The organism is Bradyrhizobium sp. 18BD, from assembly GCF_054185225.1.
The window spans coordinates 1-18,649 of record NZ_JAVAYL010000006.1; the positions used below are offsets into that span (position 1 = coordinate 1).

Annotated in this window: 18 protein-coding genes; 5 read left to right on the plus strand and 13 right to left on the minus strand. The window is 64.6% G+C overall.

Going from position 1 to position 18,649, the window contains the following annotated elements:
* The first annotated feature begins 605 nt into the window (after positions 1-605).
* Positions 606-1,649, plus strand: a complete 1,044-nt coding sequence (locus tag RAD16_RS12575; protein ID WP_458158198.1) for a hypothetical protein — start codon at positions 606-608, stop codon at positions 1,647-1,649.
* Here the strand turns inward: RAD16_RS12575 and RAD16_RS12580 are convergent.
* Both RAD16_RS12580 and RAD16_RS12585 read right to left on the minus strand, forming a co-directional pair.
* Positions 1,646-3,967 carry a molybdopterin guanine dinucleotide-containing S/N-oxide reductase gene (locus RAD16_RS12580; protein WP_458158199.1) on the minus strand — a complete coding sequence of 774 codons (2,322 nt, stop codon included), beginning with the start codon at positions 3,965-3,967 and terminating at the stop codon, positions 1,646-1,648. The two genes, RAD16_RS12575 and RAD16_RS12580, sit on opposite strands and share 4 nt — an antisense overlap.
* A 149-nt stretch (positions 3,968-4,116) precedes the next feature.
* Positions 4,117-4,971 (minus strand): LysR family transcriptional regulator, encoded by an 855-nt coding sequence (locus RAD16_RS12585; protein ID WP_458158200.1) that lies wholly within the window; start codon positions 4,969-4,971, stop codon positions 4,117-4,119.
* 171 nt (positions 4,972-5,142) lie between these two features.
* On the opposite strand from RAD16_RS12585, the gene RAD16_RS12590 reads away from it, so the two are divergent.
* Positions 5,143-6,717: an MFS transporter gene (locus RAD16_RS12590; RefSeq protein WP_458158532.1), complete on the plus strand. Its 1,575-nt coding sequence runs from the start codon at positions 5,143-5,145 to the stop codon at positions 6,715-6,717.
* A 95-nt stretch (positions 6,718-6,812) separates the two neighbouring features.
* Entirely contained in the window at positions 6,813-7,160 is a 348-nt protein-coding gene (locus RAD16_RS12595; protein WP_458158201.1) for a RidA family protein, read from the plus strand.
* A gap of 16 nt (positions 7,161-7,176) precedes the next feature.
* Here the strand turns inward: RAD16_RS12595 and RAD16_RS12600 are convergent, their stop codons facing one another.
* The 10 genes from RAD16_RS12600 to RAD16_RS12645 form a co-directional block, all read right to left on the minus strand.
* Positions 7,177-7,641, minus strand: coding sequence for a hypothetical protein (locus tag RAD16_RS12600; protein WP_458158202.1), 465 nt, complete (start codon positions 7,639-7,641; stop codon positions 7,177-7,179).
* Positions 7,625-8,542 carry a DUF2950 domain-containing protein gene (locus RAD16_RS12605; protein WP_458158203.1) on the minus strand — a complete coding sequence of 306 codons (918 nt, stop codon included), beginning with the start codon at positions 8,540-8,542 and terminating at the stop codon, positions 7,625-7,627. The genes RAD16_RS12600 and RAD16_RS12605 overlap by 17 nt, the downstream gene beginning before the upstream one ends.
* On the minus strand, positions 8,539-10,248 hold the full coding sequence (locus RAD16_RS12610; protein ID WP_458158204.1) for a DUF3300 domain-containing protein: 1,710 nt from the start codon (positions 10,246-10,248) through the stop codon (positions 8,539-8,541). The genes RAD16_RS12605 and RAD16_RS12610 overlap by 4 nt, the downstream gene beginning before the upstream one ends.
* Positions 10,249-10,356: 108 nt before the next feature.
* Positions 10,357-11,352 carry an ABC transporter substrate-binding protein gene (locus RAD16_RS12615; protein ID WP_458158205.1) on the minus strand — a complete coding sequence of 332 codons (996 nt, stop codon included), beginning with the start codon at positions 11,350-11,352 and terminating at the stop codon, positions 10,357-10,359.
* Between the two features lie 110 nt (positions 11,353-11,462).
* On the minus strand, positions 11,463-13,340 hold the full coding sequence (locus tag RAD16_RS12620; RefSeq protein ID WP_458158206.1) for a sensor histidine kinase: 1,878 nt from the start codon (positions 13,338-13,340) through the stop codon (positions 11,463-11,465).
* A gap of 96 nt (positions 13,341-13,436) precedes the next feature.
* A complete protein-coding gene (locus RAD16_RS12625; RefSeq protein ID WP_458158207.1) occupies positions 13,437-13,733 on the minus strand; it encodes a hypothetical protein in 297 nt (98 codons plus the stop codon).
* Positions 13,730-14,518 carry a DUF2092 domain-containing protein gene (locus RAD16_RS12630; RefSeq protein ID WP_458158208.1) on the minus strand — a complete coding sequence of 263 codons (789 nt, stop codon included), beginning with the start codon at positions 14,516-14,518 and terminating at the stop codon, positions 13,730-13,732. Before RAD16_RS12630 ends, RAD16_RS12625 begins: the two co-directional genes overlap by 4 nt.
* 84 nt (positions 14,519-14,602) lie before the next feature.
* Positions 14,603-15,016, minus strand: coding sequence for a hypothetical protein (locus RAD16_RS12635; RefSeq protein ID WP_458158209.1), 414 nt, complete (start codon positions 15,014-15,016; stop codon positions 14,603-14,605).
* A 23-nt stretch (positions 15,017-15,039) separates the two neighbouring features.
* Entirely contained in the window at positions 15,040-16,272 is a 1,233-nt protein-coding gene (locus RAD16_RS12640) for an HlyD family secretion protein (protein ID WP_458158210.1), read from the minus strand.
* Entirely contained in the window at positions 16,265-16,669 is a 405-nt protein-coding gene (locus RAD16_RS12645) for a hypothetical protein (RefSeq protein WP_458158533.1), read from the minus strand. The genes RAD16_RS12640 and RAD16_RS12645 overlap by 8 nt, the downstream gene beginning before the upstream one ends.
* Before the next feature lie 162 nt (positions 16,670-16,831).
* On the opposite strand from RAD16_RS12645, the gene RAD16_RS12650 reads away from it, so the two are divergent.
* Both RAD16_RS12650 and ppk2 read left to right on the plus strand, forming a co-directional pair.
* Complete coding sequence (locus tag RAD16_RS12650; RefSeq protein ID WP_458158211.1) at positions 16,832-17,284, plus strand: hypothetical protein; 453 nt, start codon at positions 16,832-16,834, stop codon at positions 17,282-17,284.
* 37 nt (positions 17,285-17,321) lie between these two features.
* On the plus strand, positions 17,322-18,122 hold the full coding sequence (ppk2, locus tag RAD16_RS12655; protein WP_458158212.1) for a polyphosphate kinase 2: 801 nt from the start codon (positions 17,322-17,324) through the stop codon (positions 18,120-18,122).
* 84 nt (positions 18,123-18,206) lie between these two features.
* Here ppk2 and RAD16_RS12660 read toward each other — a convergent pair whose 3' ends face one another.
* Positions 18,207-18,641: a hypothetical protein gene (locus RAD16_RS12660; RefSeq protein ID WP_458158213.1), complete on the minus strand. Its 435-nt coding sequence runs from the start codon at positions 18,639-18,641 to the stop codon at positions 18,207-18,209.
* Between the last annotated feature and the right edge of the window lie 8 nt (positions 18,642-18,649).

Below are 18,649 nucleotides of genomic sequence, written 5' to 3' on the forward strand. Positions count from 1 at the left end.
GAAAGCCTCGCTATAATCACCCATGACTCGCCCTCCTTGCGTGAGGCTCTGCCCGGACCATCCGGGTAACCCTCGCAGTCGCATCGAGGGTGAGTCGCCCCGTTCCGCAAAGGGACATACGGTCTGAGGTGCGAGCGATGGAGCGCAGAGCGCTCCATCGGGAGCCTCGAAGGAAGAGCGGCCCCGATAGAGCCGGGCCGTCGCCCTTCGAGGCCTCCGCTTCGCTTCGGCACCTCAGGGTGACGGTGATGGATAGCGGCGCATCGTCTCCACATCGTCATTGCCAATCCCGTCATCCTGAGGTGCGAGCGATGGGGCGCGGAGCGCCCCGTCGGGAACCTCGAAGGATGAACGGCCCCGATAGAGCCGGGCCGTCGCCCTTCGAGGCCTCCGCTTCGCTTCGGCACCTCAGGGTGACGGTGATGGATAGCGGCGCATCGTCTGCACATTGTCATTGCGACAAATGTGATCAGCGCGGCATGATCACGACAATTGTAAATTGCCGCCTCTCCATATAACAATCACGTCGCCGGGCGCGGCCTGACCGCATATATGCGGACAAGATCAGGCGGAATATCGATTGTTCAAAGCAATTGGAGCCCGTCATGGCGACATCAGATCATTCGTCCACCGGACTATCCCCTGCCTTCTTCGAGATTCCAAAATGGCTCGTCGAGCCGGCGGTGCGTTCGTGCCGGCTGTTCAACACCGCACTGGACTTCATCTTCTACGACGTTCCGACCTTGCGCGCGGCATTGATCGAAAAGGATGCGCAAATCGCCGCGGGGGACAAGAAGCCCTCCCGGATCGTGGATTTCGATGCGCTCACCGATCCCGAAGGATCGATGCTCATCATCGATGCAACGACTGCGCCGTATGTGCACAGGTACAAGAACGTCGCGACGTTCCTCGATTCCGCGAGCCCTGAGACAAAGGACGTCGACATCGTCACGATCACCGGTGTCGGCAGCTCTGCGCTGGGAAGTGCCGCTCTGGCCTGGGACATCTCGGTCGCGCTGCGGAAGCCTGTGCTGGCGCTCGTCCCCGGCTATGGTGTCGCTGACGTGCTTCTCCAGTCGCTGGGCGGCTGGTTCGCCTTCGGCCTGCACGATTACCTCGGCAGCAAGTCGATGATCCAGAAGAGCCTCGCGGCGGCCGCGCCGCAGGTCGCGCGCATCGGGCGCGAGCTCGCAGCATCGGCGCCCAACGAGCCGACGATGCGTGGAGCACCGGTGTTCCGGACTGGATCCGGTTCGTCGGACGTGCTGCATGCGTTGCTGATGCGCCGCGAACAGCCGTTCCGCCTGCTGGTCGGACACAGCAAGGGTGCGCTCCAGATCAGCAATGCGATCCGTTCAGTCCCGACAGCACGTCTCGACGGCGTCACCGTGGTGACGTTGGGATGTCCGATCGGCGAGGAACTGCCGAACGTCGCCTATCACCAATATCTCGGCCTGTTCGATGCGCTCGGACAGCTCAATGCCTGGGGCCACAGGCCCGAGCACTGGCCGCCGACCTGGCACAGCACCAATCCGGTGCTACCGCCGGCGATGGCAGCCGGAAGGTTCGCATTGGAGTCCGTCAACAAGCAGGCGGCCGGTGCATCCAATGTCGTGACTCTCGACCCGACCCTGGCGCTCGTCCGCTAGACCGGATCGAACGCCCGGATCGGCGGCAGATTGCCTGAAAACTTCTCCACCTCGACCGTCGTCAACTGCCCGGTGCAACCTTGCGCGAAGGACGAGGTGCCGATGTCGCGGGTGAGCACGTTCGGATTGCCGTGGACACAGAGCGGTGCGTCGTCCTCGGGGTCCATCGGATCGTACCAGGCACCGGTCGGCAGCTGCACGACACCGGCAGCGATGCCGTCGGTGACGTGGACCGCGGCAAGACAGGCGCCGCGTTCGTTGAACAGGCGGATGATGTCGCCGTCCTTGATGCTGCGCGCGTCCGCGTCAACCGGGTTCATGCGCGCGACCTCGCGGCCGCGATGCTTTGCGCCAAGCGAATGGCCGCCGAAATCGAGCTGGCTGTGCAGGCGGCTCACCGGCTGGTTGGCAACGAGGAAGCACGGCGCGCCGGGCTTCGGGATGTCGGTCTTTTCCAGCCAGACCGGATGGCCGGGACAATCCGCATCGCCATGGGCTGCGATCTTGGCCGAATAGATTTCGATGCGGCCGCTCGGCGTCGGCAGCGCATGCGCGACCGGATCCTCGCGGAAGCTGCGGAGACGGCCGCCGTCGTCGGGCTGTTGCGGTACGACGAGGCTGCCACGCCGCCAGAACTCGTCGAAATCAGGCGCTTCCAGGCCGCGCGCTTCGAGCGAGGCGCGGGTCGGTTCATAGAGATGCTGCAGCCACTCCCGTGACGTGCGGCCTTCGGTGAAAGGCTCGCGCGCGCCGAGGCGCTCGGCGAGATCCGCAAAGATATCGTAATCGTCGCGCGCAAGGCCGAACGGCTCGGCGATCTGGTGCATCGCGACCATCAGCGGATCGTTGGTGGAATAGCCGATGTCCTCGCGCTCGAGCGTCATGGTCGAGGGCAGCACGATATCGGCGTGCCGCGCCGTCGCGGTCCAGGCGAGCTCGTGCACGACGAAGGTATCGAGCTGCGCAAACGCCTTGCGCAGGCGGTTGATGTCCTGATGGTGATGGAAGGGATTGCCGCCGGCCCAGTAGACGAGGCGGATGTCCGGATAGGTCCGCGTCTCGCCATTGTAGCGATAGGTGGTGCCGGGATTGAGCAGCATGTCGGCGATGCGCGCCACCGGAATATAGTCGCGCACGCCGTTGCGGCCCTGCCCGAGCGTCGGCCCCGGCACGTCGTTGACGCGGCGGCCGTAATAGCCGATCGCACCGAGCGAATAGGCGTAGCCGCCGCCGGGAAGGCCGATCTGGCCGAGCGCTGCCGCCAGCACCATGCCCATCCACACCGGCTGCTCGCCATGCTCGGCGCGCTGCAGCGAATGCGAGACGGTGACGAGCGCGCGCTTGCCGGCGGCGCGGCGCGCGAGCGTGCGGATCGTGTCCGCATCGACGCCGGAGATTGCCGCGGCCCATTCGGCGTGCTTGGGCTGACCGTCGCTCGCGCCGGTGAGATAGCGCAGGAAGACCGGCCAGCCCTCGGTGTAGCGATCGAGGAAGGCCTGATCATGCAGGCCTTCGCTGACGAGCGTGTGGACGATGCCGAGCATCAGCGCGGTGTCGGTGCCGGGCACGCAACTCATCCATTCGGCACCGGCCTCGACGGGAAGATCATCGCGGAGCGGACTGATCAGGATGAACTCGCAGCCGCGCTTGCGCGCCGCCTCCATGGCACCGCGCTCGACATGCTTGCTGATCGAGCCGCCGGCCACCATCGAATTCTTCAGCGCCATGCCGCCGAATGCCAGCACGATGTCGGTATGGCCGGCGATCTGCTCCCAGGTGACGTTGCGCTTGGTGATGTCCTCATAACCAGCCATGATCTGCGGCAGCAGCACCGAAGATGCGCCCGACGAGTAGGTGTTCACCGAGCGCACATAGCCGCCCATCGCGATGTTGAGGAAGCGATGCACCTGGCTCTGCGCGTGATGGAAGCGGCCCGCGCTCGACCAGCCATAGGAGCCGCCGAACACGGCGCCGGGTCCGCGCGTGTCGCGGATGCGGCCGAGCTCGTCGCCGAGCAAATCGAGCGCCTTCTCCCAGCTCACCGAGACGAACTCGTCACGGCCGCGGCGATCGTCCGGGCCGGGCCCGCGCTCCAGCCAGCCGCGGCGGATCGCCGGCTGCGCGATGCGGGCCTGATGGCGCAGCGCGCCGGGGAAATTGTCGATGATGCCGTTCGGATCGGGATCGCCCGCATAGGCCCTGACCTCGAGCCCGGCTTCGCCCTGACGCGCCGAAAACACGCCCCAATGCGAGGTGTGCGGCTTGAACCCGTCGGACAGGTCGAGGCCGGGGTCGGGGAAGCCAATCGTATCGTCCATCGCGAGATCCTTATTCCCATGCACGGTGGCAGTATACCGATCCAGGTCCCGATGTCATGGCGATGAGGCCGACGCAAACGCGGGGCTCCCCTGTATAGGGCGCCGGCTGGTGGTCGTTCGCTGGAACGAGCCTCTGACCTAGCGCGGGCTCACGCCGGCGCGCGATGCTCGCGAAATGCGGCCGCCAGGGCACTGAGGGCCGCCCGCGACCGCCGGTCCGTCAGGGACGAATGCAGCACGACCTCGGACGGCGGGAGTTTTGGCAACCCTAGCCGCTCGCCGATGTCGATCGTGCCGCCAGGGGCGATCCGGTACGACAACGGTGCGATGGCGAGTCCTGCCACGACCGCGGCATGGACCGCCGAGGAGCCGCCTCCCAAAAACACCTCGGTCCATTTGATGCCGGCAGCGTCCAGCGCCTGCGTGGCGATGTTGCGGACACCGCAGGTCGGCGCCAGTGCCGCGAGGCGCAAGGGCTCTCCCGCCCTGTGCTCGAAGCCCTGCGCCGCGAACCAGCCGAAGCGCTCATGCGCCAGCGTCTCGCCATCGCGACGATCGTCCTCGCGCTGGACGATGGCTGCGTCCAGCCGTCCCTGGTCGAACAGATCGAGCAGATTGCGCGAGCTGTCGAGCTGGACCTCGATGGTCAAATTCGGATCGTGCGCATGAAGCCGCGACAGCAAGGACGGAACCTCGGGACCTGCGACATGCGCGGCAATGCCAAGGCCGAAATGACGCGGCGGCGCATTGAGCCCCGCGATCGCGCGCTCGTGAGCCGCGATCAAGTCCCTCGCGCCCTGGAGGAAGGCGGTCCCCTGCGCCGACAGCCGCACCGAGCGCGGCGTGCGTTCGAGCAAGCGATGCCCGATGCGATCTTCGAGACGCTTCAGCTTCACACTGATCGCGCCTTGCGTGGTTCCCAGCGCCTTGGCAGCGCGCGTGAAGCTGTGGAGGTCCGCCACCATCACAAAAGCCCTGACGGCATCAACGTCGAGCGAGAGCATCTCATCATCCGGCTTTGTTGTCTCTGAAATCTATATTGATCGGATTTTGTTGTGGTCAAGGGCCCCCTATGTTCGCGCGGCCTGACGCACGCCAGCGCATCGGAAAGCAGCATCCTTCGATCGAGGGATGTCGTGGCTGCACGTCGGTCATCGGCGCCAAGCCCGGAGGTCATAGCTTTGACGGTCTCATCATCACGAAACACGATTGCCCTCGCCGCAGCGTGCCTCGCGTCCCTCATGTTCGGCCTGGAGATCTCCAGCGTACCGACGATCCTGCCGACGCTGGAGAGCGTGCTGCACGCAAGCTTCCAGCAGCTCCAATGGATCATGAACGCCTACACCATCGCAGTGACGACGGTGCTGATGGCGACGGGGACGCTGGCGGACCGCTATGGCCGAAAGCGCGTGTTCGTCGTCAGCATCATCGTGTTCGGCCTTGCCTCGCTGGTCTGCGGCCTTGCGCAGGACGCGCTCGTCCTCATCGTGAGCCGTTTCCTCCAGGGCATGAGCGGCGGCGCGATGCTGATCTGCCAGGTTGCGGTGCTCTCGCATCAATTCCAGCAAGGATCGGAGCGTGCACGCGCCTTCGCCGCCTGGGGGATCATCTTCGGCATCGGACTTGGCTTCGGCCCCATCATCGGGGCGGCGATCGTCGCGATCTCCGGCTGGCAATGGGTGTTCCTGGTCCACGCCGTCATCGCCATTGTCACGACTGCGCTCGCGGTGACCGGCGTGCAGGAATCGCGCGATCCCGATGCTGATCATCTCGATGTCGCGGGCATCGCAACGCTCTCGACGTCGGTGTTCTCAGTGGCCTTTTACATCACGCAAGGCCCCGATTTCGGCTTCACCAGCCCAACCGGCCTTGCGATCGTCGCGACGGCCATTCTCAGCTTCGTCGCCTTCGTGCTAGCGGAGACGCGCAGCGCCCGTCCGATGTTCGACTTCTCCGTCCTGCGCATACCCGCCTTCTCCGGCGCGTTGCTGGGATCGGCCGGCATGAATTTCAGCTTCTGGCCGTTCATGATCTACCTGCCGATCTTCTTCCGCAGCGCGCTCGGCTACGACAATATCGCGGCGGGCTTGGCGCTGCTGGCCTACACGCTTCCGACGCTCGTCGTTCCGCCGTTCGGCGAGCGGATCCTGCTGAGGTTCGGCGGCGGCATTGCTATTCCCACCGGCCTGTTCGTGATCGGTCTCGGCTTCCTGCTGATGTGGATCGGCAGTGGCGTGGCGCAGGTCAGCTGGCTGACATTGGCGCCGGGATGCCTCGTCGCAGGCGTCGGCCTCGGCCTGACCAATACGCCGGTGACCAACGTCACGACCGCATCGGTGCCGAGCGCGCGCGCCGGCATGGCCTCAGGCATCGACATGAGTGCCCGCATGATCTCGCTGGCGATCAACATTGCCTTGATGGGGTTCATCCTGATCGCCGGCATCTCGTCCTGGCTAAGCAGCGCGCTTCCCGGCGCGCTCGATGCCGGCCGCCTGCAGGATGTTGCGCAGCGGATCGCGGGCGGAACGATCCGCGTTTCTGACATTCCCGAGCTCGGCCTGCTGCCGGTAGCGGAGGCCGCGCTGCAGGATGCGCTGGTTCACGGCTTCAGGCTGGTGATGCTTTATGGCGGGATCTCCGTCTGGATCCTGGCGCTGGCGAGCTATCTGATTGCCAGCCAAGGCCGTGCGCGGCAGCGCCGGCCGCGGAGCGCGGACGAACCTCGCTGCGTTCCCCGCTCCTCTTCATAAGTCGGAAGGCGCGGAGAACAAGCGAGCCAAGGGCCTCGTATTGGCGATCAAAATATGCCATACGCCACTCATCCCACAGCAGCATTGGTCTCATCATGATAAATCGCGTCTTGCCCTACGAAGGACTGCTCCACGAAGTGGTCGAGCACAACGGAGTGCTCTACATCGGCGGAATCGTCCCCGAGGACACCAGCCTCGATATGTCGGGCCAGGCGAGCGACGTGCTCAGGCAGCTGGCGCAGCTGCTGACGACCCTCGGATCGGATTCGTCCAAGGTCCTGCAGGTGACCATCTACATGACTGACCTCGAGGAGAAGGCCGAGTTCAATGCGGCCTGGAAGGCGCATTTTGCAGAAGCGCATCTGCCTGCGCGCGCCGCGATCGGCGTGGCCGATCTCGGTCCCGGCGTCAAGCTCGAGATGACCGCCACCGCCGCGCGATAACGCTGGCTGGCGGCACTCACTTCCAGGCGATCGTGATCGCGCTGATGTTCGAGGCAAGCTCGAGGCCAGCCTTCGGTCCCTGCAGCACGATCGTCACGCCCTTTTCGTTGCGCAGGTGAACGCCGTTGACGCCGCCGACGAGGGCGAAGCCGCCGCCGACGGAACTGTAGGTGCCGACGAAATCGCCGACATCGCGGATGCCTGAAGCCCGGCCCTGGAATTTGCCGATGGTCGCGCCGGCCGTGATGCCGACGCTCACCCCGGAGACCTTGAACGGATAGTTCCGGCCGCGATAGGTCAGCACGCCACTGCCGGTGCCGCCGCCGACCAGCAGGCCGGCCTTGACGAACTTCACCCGGACGTCGCCGCTCGCTTGCGCAAACGACGGCGTGGCCGGCATCGCGAGCAGGAACAGCCCGAGCGCAGCAAGGCCGACTGCAATCACGCGGCGCATCCGCTTCGGCTCAGGGCTTTGCTGCATCGACCTTCTTCCAGGTCTCGTCGGGATCGTACAGCGTGGTGTGCTCAGCGATGAACTCGGTGCGCTTGCCGAGATCCTTCTGGTAGACGACGCCATCATGATTGACCAGGAAGGTCATGATGCCGGAATTGCCGTATTCAGCGGGCCACGCGATCAGCCCGAAGCCGCCAATCATCTTGCCCTTGACGACGTAATTGAGCGCGCCGCCCGGCGCATCGCGGCCCTGCCCCTTGAGGATATGGAAGTAGTAGCCGTGATACGGCGCGGGGCCGACATCGCCTCCGCGGTAACCTTCCTTCGAGGCCTCCGCCACCAGCGCACCGAGCGGACTCGGATCGCTGTCGTCGCGCCAGAACAGGCCATCCTTCTTGCCGGGCGAGGAGACGATGCGCTGGGCATAGACGCCGGCGCCCTCGCCGCGATCCTTGTCGGCATATTCGTTCTGCGCGTCGACGAAAGCGAGCGCGGTCTGGATCGCGTCGAGCTCGTTGCGGCCGATGCGACGGCGCAGCACCTCGATGCGGCCCTCGGCGGTGTCGAACTCCCAGCCGGCCTTGGTGTTGATCAGCGGAATCGGGAACGGAAAATCATCCGGGCCCAGCATCAGCGTCGCGGTCTTGTTGCCCTCCGCCTTGATGCCGTGCTTGACGTCATACATCGAGGTGAAGCGCGCGCGGATGTCCTTGTCGGCGATCTCGTCGCCGGAGGAGACGATGTCGTCGGCGGCACGGCCGAGCACTTTCAGGATGTCGTCCGGCCCGCTCTTGACCGCAGCCGCGAGCGCGGCGGCGGCGTCTTCGGGCGTCTTGTAGGCCTGCTGCGCCTGCGACGCGGTGCCAAGCAGCGCCAGCGCCATCAGGCCCGGCAACACCGCGCGTCGGAACGATTTCAGAGCGGTCATGGCGTCACCTCCGCGGGAATCTTCGCGCCGCCGGCGAGCCAGTCGCGGTAGGTGCGGAATGTCAGTCCGAGCTTGTCGTAATAGACGCGCAGATAGCCGTCGCTGCCACGGGTCACGGCATCAGGCATCACCTGCTCGACCTCCTGCGCCATCACACCGACATAGGCCTTGTCGCTGCCGATGTAGCTGAAGCGATAATAGCCGAGGCCGTTCGAGAGATGACCGAGCAGCACGACATCATGCTTCAGCGCGATGTCGGAGCGCCGGCCACCGCCGCCGCCACCACGGAAGCCTCCTCCGCCGCCACCGCGGAAGCCGCCGCCTCCGCCGCCACGCATGGCCATGCCACCACCGCCGCCGCGACTGGCCATGGCCGCTCCGCCGCCGCCACCGCGCGGCATGCTTGCCATGCTGGCGCGTCCGCGCGCCGAGGCCGCGGCGGCCGAGCGGCCGGACGAGACATTCATCGCGCCACCGCGATTGCCGCCGCCACGGTTGGCTGCAGCACCGCCGCCGGCACGGTTCGCGGCCTTGGCGCGATCGCCGCCGCCACCCTTTGCACGATCACCGCCGCCCTTGGCGCGATCCGCGGCACCCGCGCGATCGCCACCACCGGGACGATCGCCGCGATTGCCGGCACGGTCACCGGCTCGATCTCCTGCGCGGTCACCCGGACCGCCACGATCCCCAGCACGGTCGCCCGCGCGATCGCCGGCACGATCACCTGCACGATCTCCCGGCTTCAGCACCTGGTTGCCGTCGCGGCCGCGGAAATCCATGCGGTCCGACGCGCCGGCCTTGATGTTGGTGTTGCCAAAGCGGTTCGCAACGTTGGTGTTGTTGTAGCGCACGCCGCCGCGATGCGCGGGATTGTGCTGCCAGCCGTTGCCGATGTTGGTGGTACGATGATTGACGTAGACGTTGCGGTTGCCCCAATTGCAGCCGCCGCCCCAGTAATTGCCCCAGCGTCCGATCGCCCAGGCGGTGCCGAAGGCGAGGCCCGCCGCGACCACGCCGGCACCGATATAGGACGGATAGCCCCAATAATACGGCGGATATTCCGCATAGGGCCAGGTGCCGTAGACCGTCGCCGGATCGTAATACGGCACATACATTTCCGCGGGATTGGCCTGCTGGATCACGACGACCTGCTTGCCCTCCTGCGACTCGACGCTGACCTTCTGCTGCTTGGTGGTGACGAGCTTCTTGTTGTCATAGGCCTTGTTGCGCAGGCGCTGGATCGCATCCATCACATCGGGCTGCTGTGCCAGAAAGGCATCGCCGAGTTTCTGGGTCCAATCGAGCTGGTCGCTCATCATGGTCAGAACGGAAGCGGTGCTGGCGAGTGCCTTGATGCTGTCGTCCCAGCTCTGCTTCTCCACCTCGGTCCTGAGCGCATCGCCCTTCAGGCTCTTGCGCTCCTTCAGCCAGCGATCGGCCTGCACCACTTCGAGCGGATAGGTCGAGGCGGCCAGCACGTTGGCCAGCAATTCGTCGGGATAAAGCGCGATCGGCGCGACCAGCGCATCGAGCTGCTCGGGCTTGAGAAGCTCGGCCGTCGGCGCCGGCGGAGCTGCGGGCTGTGCCTGCGCGGCTGGAGGCGCCGGCGTCGTCGGCGCCGCCGGTGTCGTTGCCTGCGCCATCGCGGCGGCGGGGACCGCCACCACCAGCGCAAGCGCCATCAGGGTCTTGCCGCAGCGAAACATCGCAACCTCCACAAAGCTTTTCGTTCGCGACCATCGGGGTCGGAGCCGGAGCTTTTGTTGATCGAGATCAACGAAACGTGGCCGTGGCGGCTGCTGCAACGCGAGAGGTCATTCGATCAGCTCAGCATCCATCAGCAGCCGGTTCGGGACCGCCAGCCCGAGGGCATTGGCCGCCTTCATGTTGATGACGAGATCGAACTTGCTGGCGAACTGCACCGGAAGACTACGGATGTCGGCCCCGCGCAGGATCCGATCGACATAACCGGCACCATCGCGAAACTGCTGGGTCAGATCGGCGCCATAGGACATCAGGCCGCCATTAGCGGCGTAGAACCGGACCGCGAAGATCGCCGGCACACGGCGCTGGGCCAGCAATGGAATTGTCATCGCGCTTTGTGCCCCGAAGAAGCCGCCGTCCGGCAACACGACGAGGCCTGAGCCAACGCGCGCCGCCGCCTCGATGACCCCGGCGATCTCGGCTCCGCTCCGGACGCTCGCGCTCGCGACCTTCATGCCGAGACGGTTTTCCATCTTTTGCGCGGCATCGATGTAGAACGGCGCGTAGGGCGCCGAGTCCGGATTGAACAGGATGGCGGCATTGGTCATGCCCGGCACCAGGTCCTTGAGCAGGCTGAGCCACTTCCCGCTCATCGAGTGCTCGTAGAGCGAGAAGCCGGTGAGATTGCTGCTCGGCCGCGCCAGATTGACGACCAGACCGCTCCCGACAGGATCGGAGAGCCCGACGAAGACGATCGGAATCGTCTGCGTCGCGTCGCGCAACGCCCGGGTCGTCCCCGTGCTGGTCGCAAACAGCACGTCCGGCCGGGCGGCAATGAGCTCGCGCGCTTCCACTTGCTGCCGCGCCGGATCGGGCCCCGGCCAGCGCACCTCGAGCCGGTAGTTCTGGTTGGCGATCCAGCCGCGATCGGCCAGCCCCTGCCGGAACGCATCGACCCGCATCTGCGCGCCGGGATCGCCCGGGACATTGCCGGTGAGGACGCCCACCGATGGCATCGACCGCCATGGCGCCCTCTCCTGGCCCATCGCCAGCACCGGATACGCGGCCGCTGCGCCCACCAGCGACACGAATTCACGGCGTTTCATGGCCACCCACCACCCAACCCTGCCCCCGCGCCGTCCCGGTCATGACGCAACTGCAAAAAGGAAAAGACGCCGTCGGGGCGGGACCTTTGATCGAGATCAAGGGACCGGCATCAACGGATGATCGGCAGCCTGATCGTGAACAGCGCACCGCCCCACGGCTGATTTTCGGCGGTGATGATGCCGTGGTGGGCCTCGATGATGGTCCGTGCGATCGCAAGTCCCATGCCCATGCCCTGCGGCTTGGTCGTGAAGAACGGATTGAAGATGCTGCCGAGATCGGCGGAGGCGATCCCTGGACCGGTATCGGAGATCCTGATCTCGGCCTGGTTGCCGGCGCGGACGGTCGATACGTTGACCTCGCGCTTTTTCATGTCGGCGTCCGAGACCGCATCCATCGCGTTGATGATCAGGTTGAGGACGACCTGCTGAAGCTGCACCGGGTCGCCCTTGACGTGCAGGTCGACCAGGACAGGCTGGTAGGTCAGCGAGATGCGGCGTCCGTCAACGATGCCGGTCACTAGGTCGATCGCCTCCCGCACCGTGTCGTTGAGCTCGATATCCCTGACCTCGAACGGCGTCTTCTTCAGGACGCTGCGCAGCCTGCGGATCACCTCGCTCGCCCGCTGATCGTCGCGCCTGATGTCGGCGAGGATCTGCCGAATCTCGTCCATGTCGGGCGAGGCGCCCTTGAGCATGAGCTCTGCGGTCTCGGCATTGGTCAGGATGGATCCGAGCGGCTGGTTCAATTCATGCGCGATCGAGGTGGTCAGCTCACCGACGGCCGAGTAGCGGTTGACGTGGGCGAGCTCCGCAAGTCGCTGGCGCGATTCCACCTCGGCGAGCCGCCGTTGGTGGCGCTCGTGCAGCAGCCCGCTGATGAGACCCGCCTGCACCAGGAATACGGCCGTGATCAGCAACATCTGCCAGCGATAGCGCTCCCAGATGTTGGGCTCGCGAAACAGGATTTCGCTGCCGGGAGGCAAACGACTCTCGCTGATGCCCCAGCGCTGCAATTCCCGCCAATCATATTTCGGCGTCGCGAAGCCGATCGTCTCATAGTGAATGCTTGCCGGCTTCTCGCCACCGAGAACACGGATCACCGCGCTGACGGTCCTCGCGGTCGTTTCCGCAACCGAATGCATCGGCCCGCCGACGGTGCTGCCGCCGAAAAACGGGTCCTGGTAGGAAAAGATCGGTGCGTTCGCGACCGCATGAAGGCTGCGCAGCGCAATGTCGCTCTCGTGGACGATCCCGGCCGCATCGACCGACATCAAGCCCCAGAACAGCACGGTGTGCGGCGGGAGCGTGGATGCACGTTTCAAGATTTCCTCGAACGACAGGTCGGAAAACCAGACGAGCTGAAGCCGATCGCCCAGAGGCCTAAGCTCCCGCTTCACCTCGTCGACCCAGAATCTCTCGAGCGGCGAGGCGCCGATCACGACCGCGACCGTTTTGGTATCCGGCAGCAGCTGAAGGATGTTATTGAAGGCGACGAGAAAATCGTTGTGGATCGCCACGACGACGTCGTTGTCGGTGAGATCGGCGCGGTTGATCAGCCGGTCCTCGACCGCGCCAAGAATCAGTGGCGTGTCGGGAAACAGCTTCGCGCGGTATCGCTGCGCAAACCGCGCGGCCGGCGCGCCGATGGTCAAGACGATATCAGGCAATGCCCCCTGGTAGAGCGATTGCAGATACTCGACAAAGGGTGCCTCGGGGCCAGGGTTGTTGAAGCGCGCGGTGAGCAGCGCGTGCTCCTGGATGTCGAGCGGCAAGGGCGACTGCCGCTCGAGCTCGGCCTTGATGCTGCGGGCATACTCGCTCCACGGCCGAAACTCGCGGCCGAAGGAGTGCAGCACCAGCACGCGCTTGAGCTCGCCGCGCAGGCTTCGCTCGACGGCTCCGGCCGGCTCGGGCCACGCGCACATCGCCAGGAACAGGCCCAGGCAGAACAGCGCGGCCGACCAGGGCCTGACCGAGTCAGTGGACATGCGTCCGCTCAGCTCCAATCCTCACAGCTTCAGACGGCTGCTGTTTCGGATTCTAGCGGGAATTGTGGAGCACGGACAAGCCGCAAAGATACCGCCTCAGCAGCGCGTCACAACGCGCCCATAGGCATCCACGACCTGCGCGCAGCCCGGCGCATAATAGGCCCCGGCGGCGCCCGCCGCGGCGCCGACCGCAACGGCCCGGCGCGTGGTCCGGCGCGCGACACCGGCATAGCTCATCGGCGTGAGCGGGCGTCCCACCCGCGCCTGCGCCTCCGCGAGGAATCCGCTCCCATCGGTGCGAAGCGTGCCATTCCAGGACAGCCCCACGACGAAAGCAGCCGTTGCGGCCGTTGCGATCGAGATTTTCCGCAGCGCGATCATTGGCGCGATCATTGCTTGGCTCCTGTCGGTGGTGTGCCCGGGGGAAGTTCGTCGAAATCCGCCATCGCGACCGAGTTGATGTCGACCTTGGTGGCGCCTTCGGGCGCCTTGAACACGAAGGCGTCGTCGGCAAAGGCATCGGTCTTCCAGTCCCGGGTCCGCAGCGTGTATTGCGGCGCGCCCGTGAGGGTCTTGCTGGTGATCACATATTTGCGCGGCACGGGCTTTGCGCCCGTTTCGATCCAGATCTGCCAGTCGGTGTCGGGCGTGCGAAACGCGAGATGTTCGCATTCGACGCCGTCGACCACGCCTTGCCCGATATGCTTGCCCTCGGTGGTGGTCGCCATCAGCTCGTCGAATGCGTTGCTGAGCAGCAGATCCGTGCCGGGCATGCCGAGACCGGAACGGCTCTGCATCTCCGAGATCATCTGATCCACCGTGCCAGCCATCTCGGCCTGCATGTAGGCCTTGGAGTCGTTGCCGTAGAGCGAGACGGTCTTGCCGTCGTAAACCAGCTCGACATCGGCATAGCCGCCGGTGCGCCTGACGCGCAGCTTGTCGGGCCGGCTCAGCTTGAGCTGGCCGGAACTTGCGAACTGGATCTTCTGCAGTTCGGGGGTGATGATCTCGATGTCACTGTCGAACGAGGCGGACAGCGTCTTCTGGCTGCCCAGGTAGTCTGTCATCGATTTGAGGATTTTTGCCGGGTCATCCGCCCGCGCAATCGAGGTTGCAGCCATCAGCAAGGCTGCACCGATCGCGAACGATGTGGTTCGAAGGCTTGTTGTTGATTTCATCACGTGTCCTCCTCGGATGAAGGACATTGAGATGCAGCGGGCGCCGGCTTGTTTGACATGAGTCAAGGCCGACGCAACTTGTCGCTAGGACGCCGGACAACGGTGATAGCGGATCTCCATGTCCTCCATGCCCGGGAACAGCCTGATAATGCTGTTGGCATCGAGTTCCCTGAGACTGAACTGGACGCTGGAAAGCATGATGTCGGTCGCGCACGCCGCGATCAGATTGACGTTCTGACCGTTGTCCTTTCGCGCCTTGATCCGGCAACTCGCGAATTTGCCGACGATCCGGTCGCCGTCGACGATGAAGCCGCCACCATAGACGTCCGACATGTCGGTGAATCCGAGCTGGGAGCCCTTGCGCACGAACACCTTGGCACAATTATCTGCATCGCTGGCCCACGCGCCGTCGAGCTCGAGGGCATTAGCGCTGCCACCTGCAACCAACAGCGAGGCCAGCAGTGCCGCGCCGAGCGCAGCCAATTTTCTTGGACGCATGTCGCTTGTCCTTCCCTCGCCGTTCAATGTCCGCTCAGCACGAGCGTCTGGATCGGCAGCAACAGTGCCTGGATGCGCAGCAGCAGCGCGTGGACGAGACCGGTGGCATCGATGACGTGGAGCGCAAATCGTCGTCCTGCCGGCGTGTCCTTCGCCGTGATTTCCTCGTGGTTGCTGGTATAGGCGTTGACGATGCAGCTGCTGCCCGGCGTCACGCCGTCGAGACCGCCTTTGTAGAGCGGCTCCAGGAACACGAGAATTGTCCCGGGCTTCACGGCATTCTGGGCCTCGAGCAACTGCTCGCCGGACCGGAACTGTCCAGCGGCGATGTAGTCCTGCACCGTCGTGATCACCATCGGGATGATCACCCACGGCTTGGAGATGCAACTCGCCTCGGCCACCATGCCGGTCTGCATCACTTGCGCCTCGATCTGGCCAAAACCGGCCTGCAGCACCTTGCGGCCCGCCTCCGTCGGAATGAGGACGCCGGCGGGGCGCATCAGCTGATTGACGACGTCGCCGGGGCGAACCAGGAACTGCTCGACGCGTCCGTCGACGCCGGCACGGACCTGCGTCTTGTCAAGATCGACCTGCGCCTGGTCCAGCGCGGCCTCCGCGCTGGCCTTCTGCGCCGGCAACAGGATCGAAACCTGCAAGGATGCCGCTTGCTTCGCGGCATTCGCTGCATCGATGCCGGACTGACGCTGATCGACCAGCACCTGGAGCTTGTCGATATCCCGCTGCGGCACGATGCCGGGATTGCGGCGCTGCAGCTCGCTTTTGACCTCGAGCTCGTCCTTGGCCTGCTGATAATTGGCCTTGGCTTCGCCGACCTGCGCCTCGGCCTTGACCACATCGGCCTGTGCCGTCTGCATCATCGCATCGACCTCGGCCACCTTCCGCTTGGCCGTCTCGAACGCGGCCTGCTGCTTTGAAGCATCGAGCGTGAACAGCACATCGCCCTTCTTCACGGCCTGGGTAAAGCCGACCTTCACATCGGCCACGCGGCCCGACCCTTCGGGCAGGATCGGCACGGTACGGAAATACAGCGTCGCCGACGTCGTCGATGGATGGAAATAGAAGATCATGGTGATCAGCGACACGGTCAGCATCAGGCAGCCGGTGATGCCCCAGCGCAGCTCGTACCAGACCGAGAAGAAGGTGATCTCCTTGCCGAAGCGCTTGCCCTGGACGTAGCGGCGATAGAGGTAATCCGGCAGGATCGTGACCAGGGAGCAGATCATCAGCTCAAGCATGAGTGTGCTCCTTCTTACCGGCGTCCGGAGCAGGCATTGGACCGGCCTCGATCGGGACGTCCTCCTGGCCGGGCGTTGAATCGGCGATCTTCTCGACGGAATCGGCGATGCTGCGCAGCGGCGTCCCGAAATCGGGGATATCGATCAGCGCAAGCAGCAGGCCTGCAACCCAGAAGATGTGCATGTGCGTGAACAGCGAGATCAGGCCGAGCACGGCCACGATCTCGAATTGCAGCTTCTGCGATTTGTGTGCCATCCGCTCCGGCAGGCTGTGCAATTTCCAATAGAGCGTTCCGATCCAAAGCACGGTGCCGATCAGGAATATGCCCATCACCACCATCAGCGTGTCGGTCCCGCTCCCCGGCGCGAGGAAGAACGGCAGATGGTGTGGGGCCATCGGATGTAGCTGGTCGCTCAAACGCCTCTCCCGGTCAAACGTGCTCTGCGGCACTGTGTTCGGGCAGCATCCCAATTTGCTTGATTTGAATCAAGGGAATGCCTCCTGCGGCACATAGCGTTTCGCGAATGCTGATCGCACCATCACCAGGGAGCCGCAGCCATGGCCGGCCTAGATGATCTCATCCCGAACGCTGCCCAGATCCGCAAGGAAGCCGCCCTCAAGGAGGCCCAGAAGGCCGAGGAATATGTCCGCCTCGCCGCCGCCGCCGAGGCCGAGAAGCACGCGCTGATCGAGCGGCTCAGCAAGCCCTCCGGCAAGACCGAGGAGGAGAAGATCAAGCTTGCTTCGACCATCATCCAGCGCGCGGTGCGCAACGGATTGACGGAAGTGATGGTCTATCGCTTCCCCAACTCGCTCTGCACCGACAAGGGACGCGCCATCAACCAGATGGAGAAAGGCTGGGAAACCACGCTGACCGGCATCCCCAAGGAGATCTTCCAGCTCTGGACCGATTATCTGAAGCCGCGCGGCTATCGCATCGCCTATCAGGTCATCGAATTCCCGGGCGGCGTGCCCGGCGATATCGGCGTGACCATTTCATGGGACGAATGATTTTGGACGAATGAAACGCAGCGGCGAAAGGACAGGCATGGCCAAGGACGAACCCGCGGAGAAGATGAAGCGGAAGGCCTATGAAAAGGAGCTCGAAAAGCTCCAGGTCGAGCTGTGTCACCTGCAGGAATGGGTCAAGGTCCAGAAGCTGAAGGTGATCATCATCTTCGAGGGACGCGACGCCGCCGGCAAGGGCGGCACCATCAAGGCCTTGACCGAAAAGGTCAGCCCACGTGTCTTTCGCGTCTGCGCTCTGCCCGCGCCGTCCGACCGGCAGAAATCCCAGCTGTTTCTGCAGCGCTATATCGAGCAATTCCCGGCCGGCGGCGAAATCGTGATCTTCGACCGCAGCTGGTACAACCGCGCCGGTGTCGAATATGTGATGGGCTTCTGTTCGCCGCAGGATCACAAGCGCTTCCTGGAACTGTGTCCGCTGGTCGAGAAATTCGCCGTGGACGCTGGCATCATCCTGATCAAGCTGTGGCTCGAGGTCGGGATGGAAGAGCAGGAGCTCCGCTTCAAGGCACGGATCGAGGATCCGCTGCGGCAGTGGAAGCTGAGCCCGATGGACACCGAGTCGTTCGGCCGCTGGTACGACTATTCCCGCGCGCGCGACATGATGTTCGAGGCGACCGACACCAAGCATGCGCCATGGCGCTTGATCCGCTCAGACGACAAGCGGCGCGCGCGGCTCAACGTCATCTCGCACATCCTGCGCACGATCCCATACAAGAAGGTCAAGCGGGACAAGGTCAAGCTGCCGCCGCGGTCTCACAAGGGGCGCTACAACGACCAGGCCAGCCTGCGCGGGATGAAGTTCGTCGAAGAGCGATACTGAACCGCAAGACACTGAAATACGATACTGAAATGCGAAACGGGCTGCGGTGACGCAGCCCGTTTTTCTTGAGCCCAGCTCCGTCGCCTATTTCAGGCGAATCGTGACGCCGCCGACCGCAGCCGACACTTCCGCGCCGACCTTCGGGCCGCTGAGCTGCAGGATCACGCCGTTGCCGTTCTGCAACTGCACGGCGCCGGCACCAGCAGCGACCGCACCACCCGCTCCGCCCGCCGCATAGGAGCCCTCGATCGACTGCGGACCTTTCAGATTGAGCGCGCGGCCGACCAGCTTGGTGGTTGAGGCGCCGACCGTGAAGCCGACGCTCATGCCCGACACGGTGAAGGGATATTTGTGGCCGCGGTAGAGGAGCACGCCCTCACCGCCTCCAACGCCGACGATGAAGCCGCCCTTGGTGAAGACAACAGCGACCTGGCCGGTGTCGGCACGCGAGGGCGTGCTGAAACCGGCAGCGACGGCGAGCGAGGCGATCAGTGCAGCTCCAATAGCAAACTTTCTCATGACGTGTC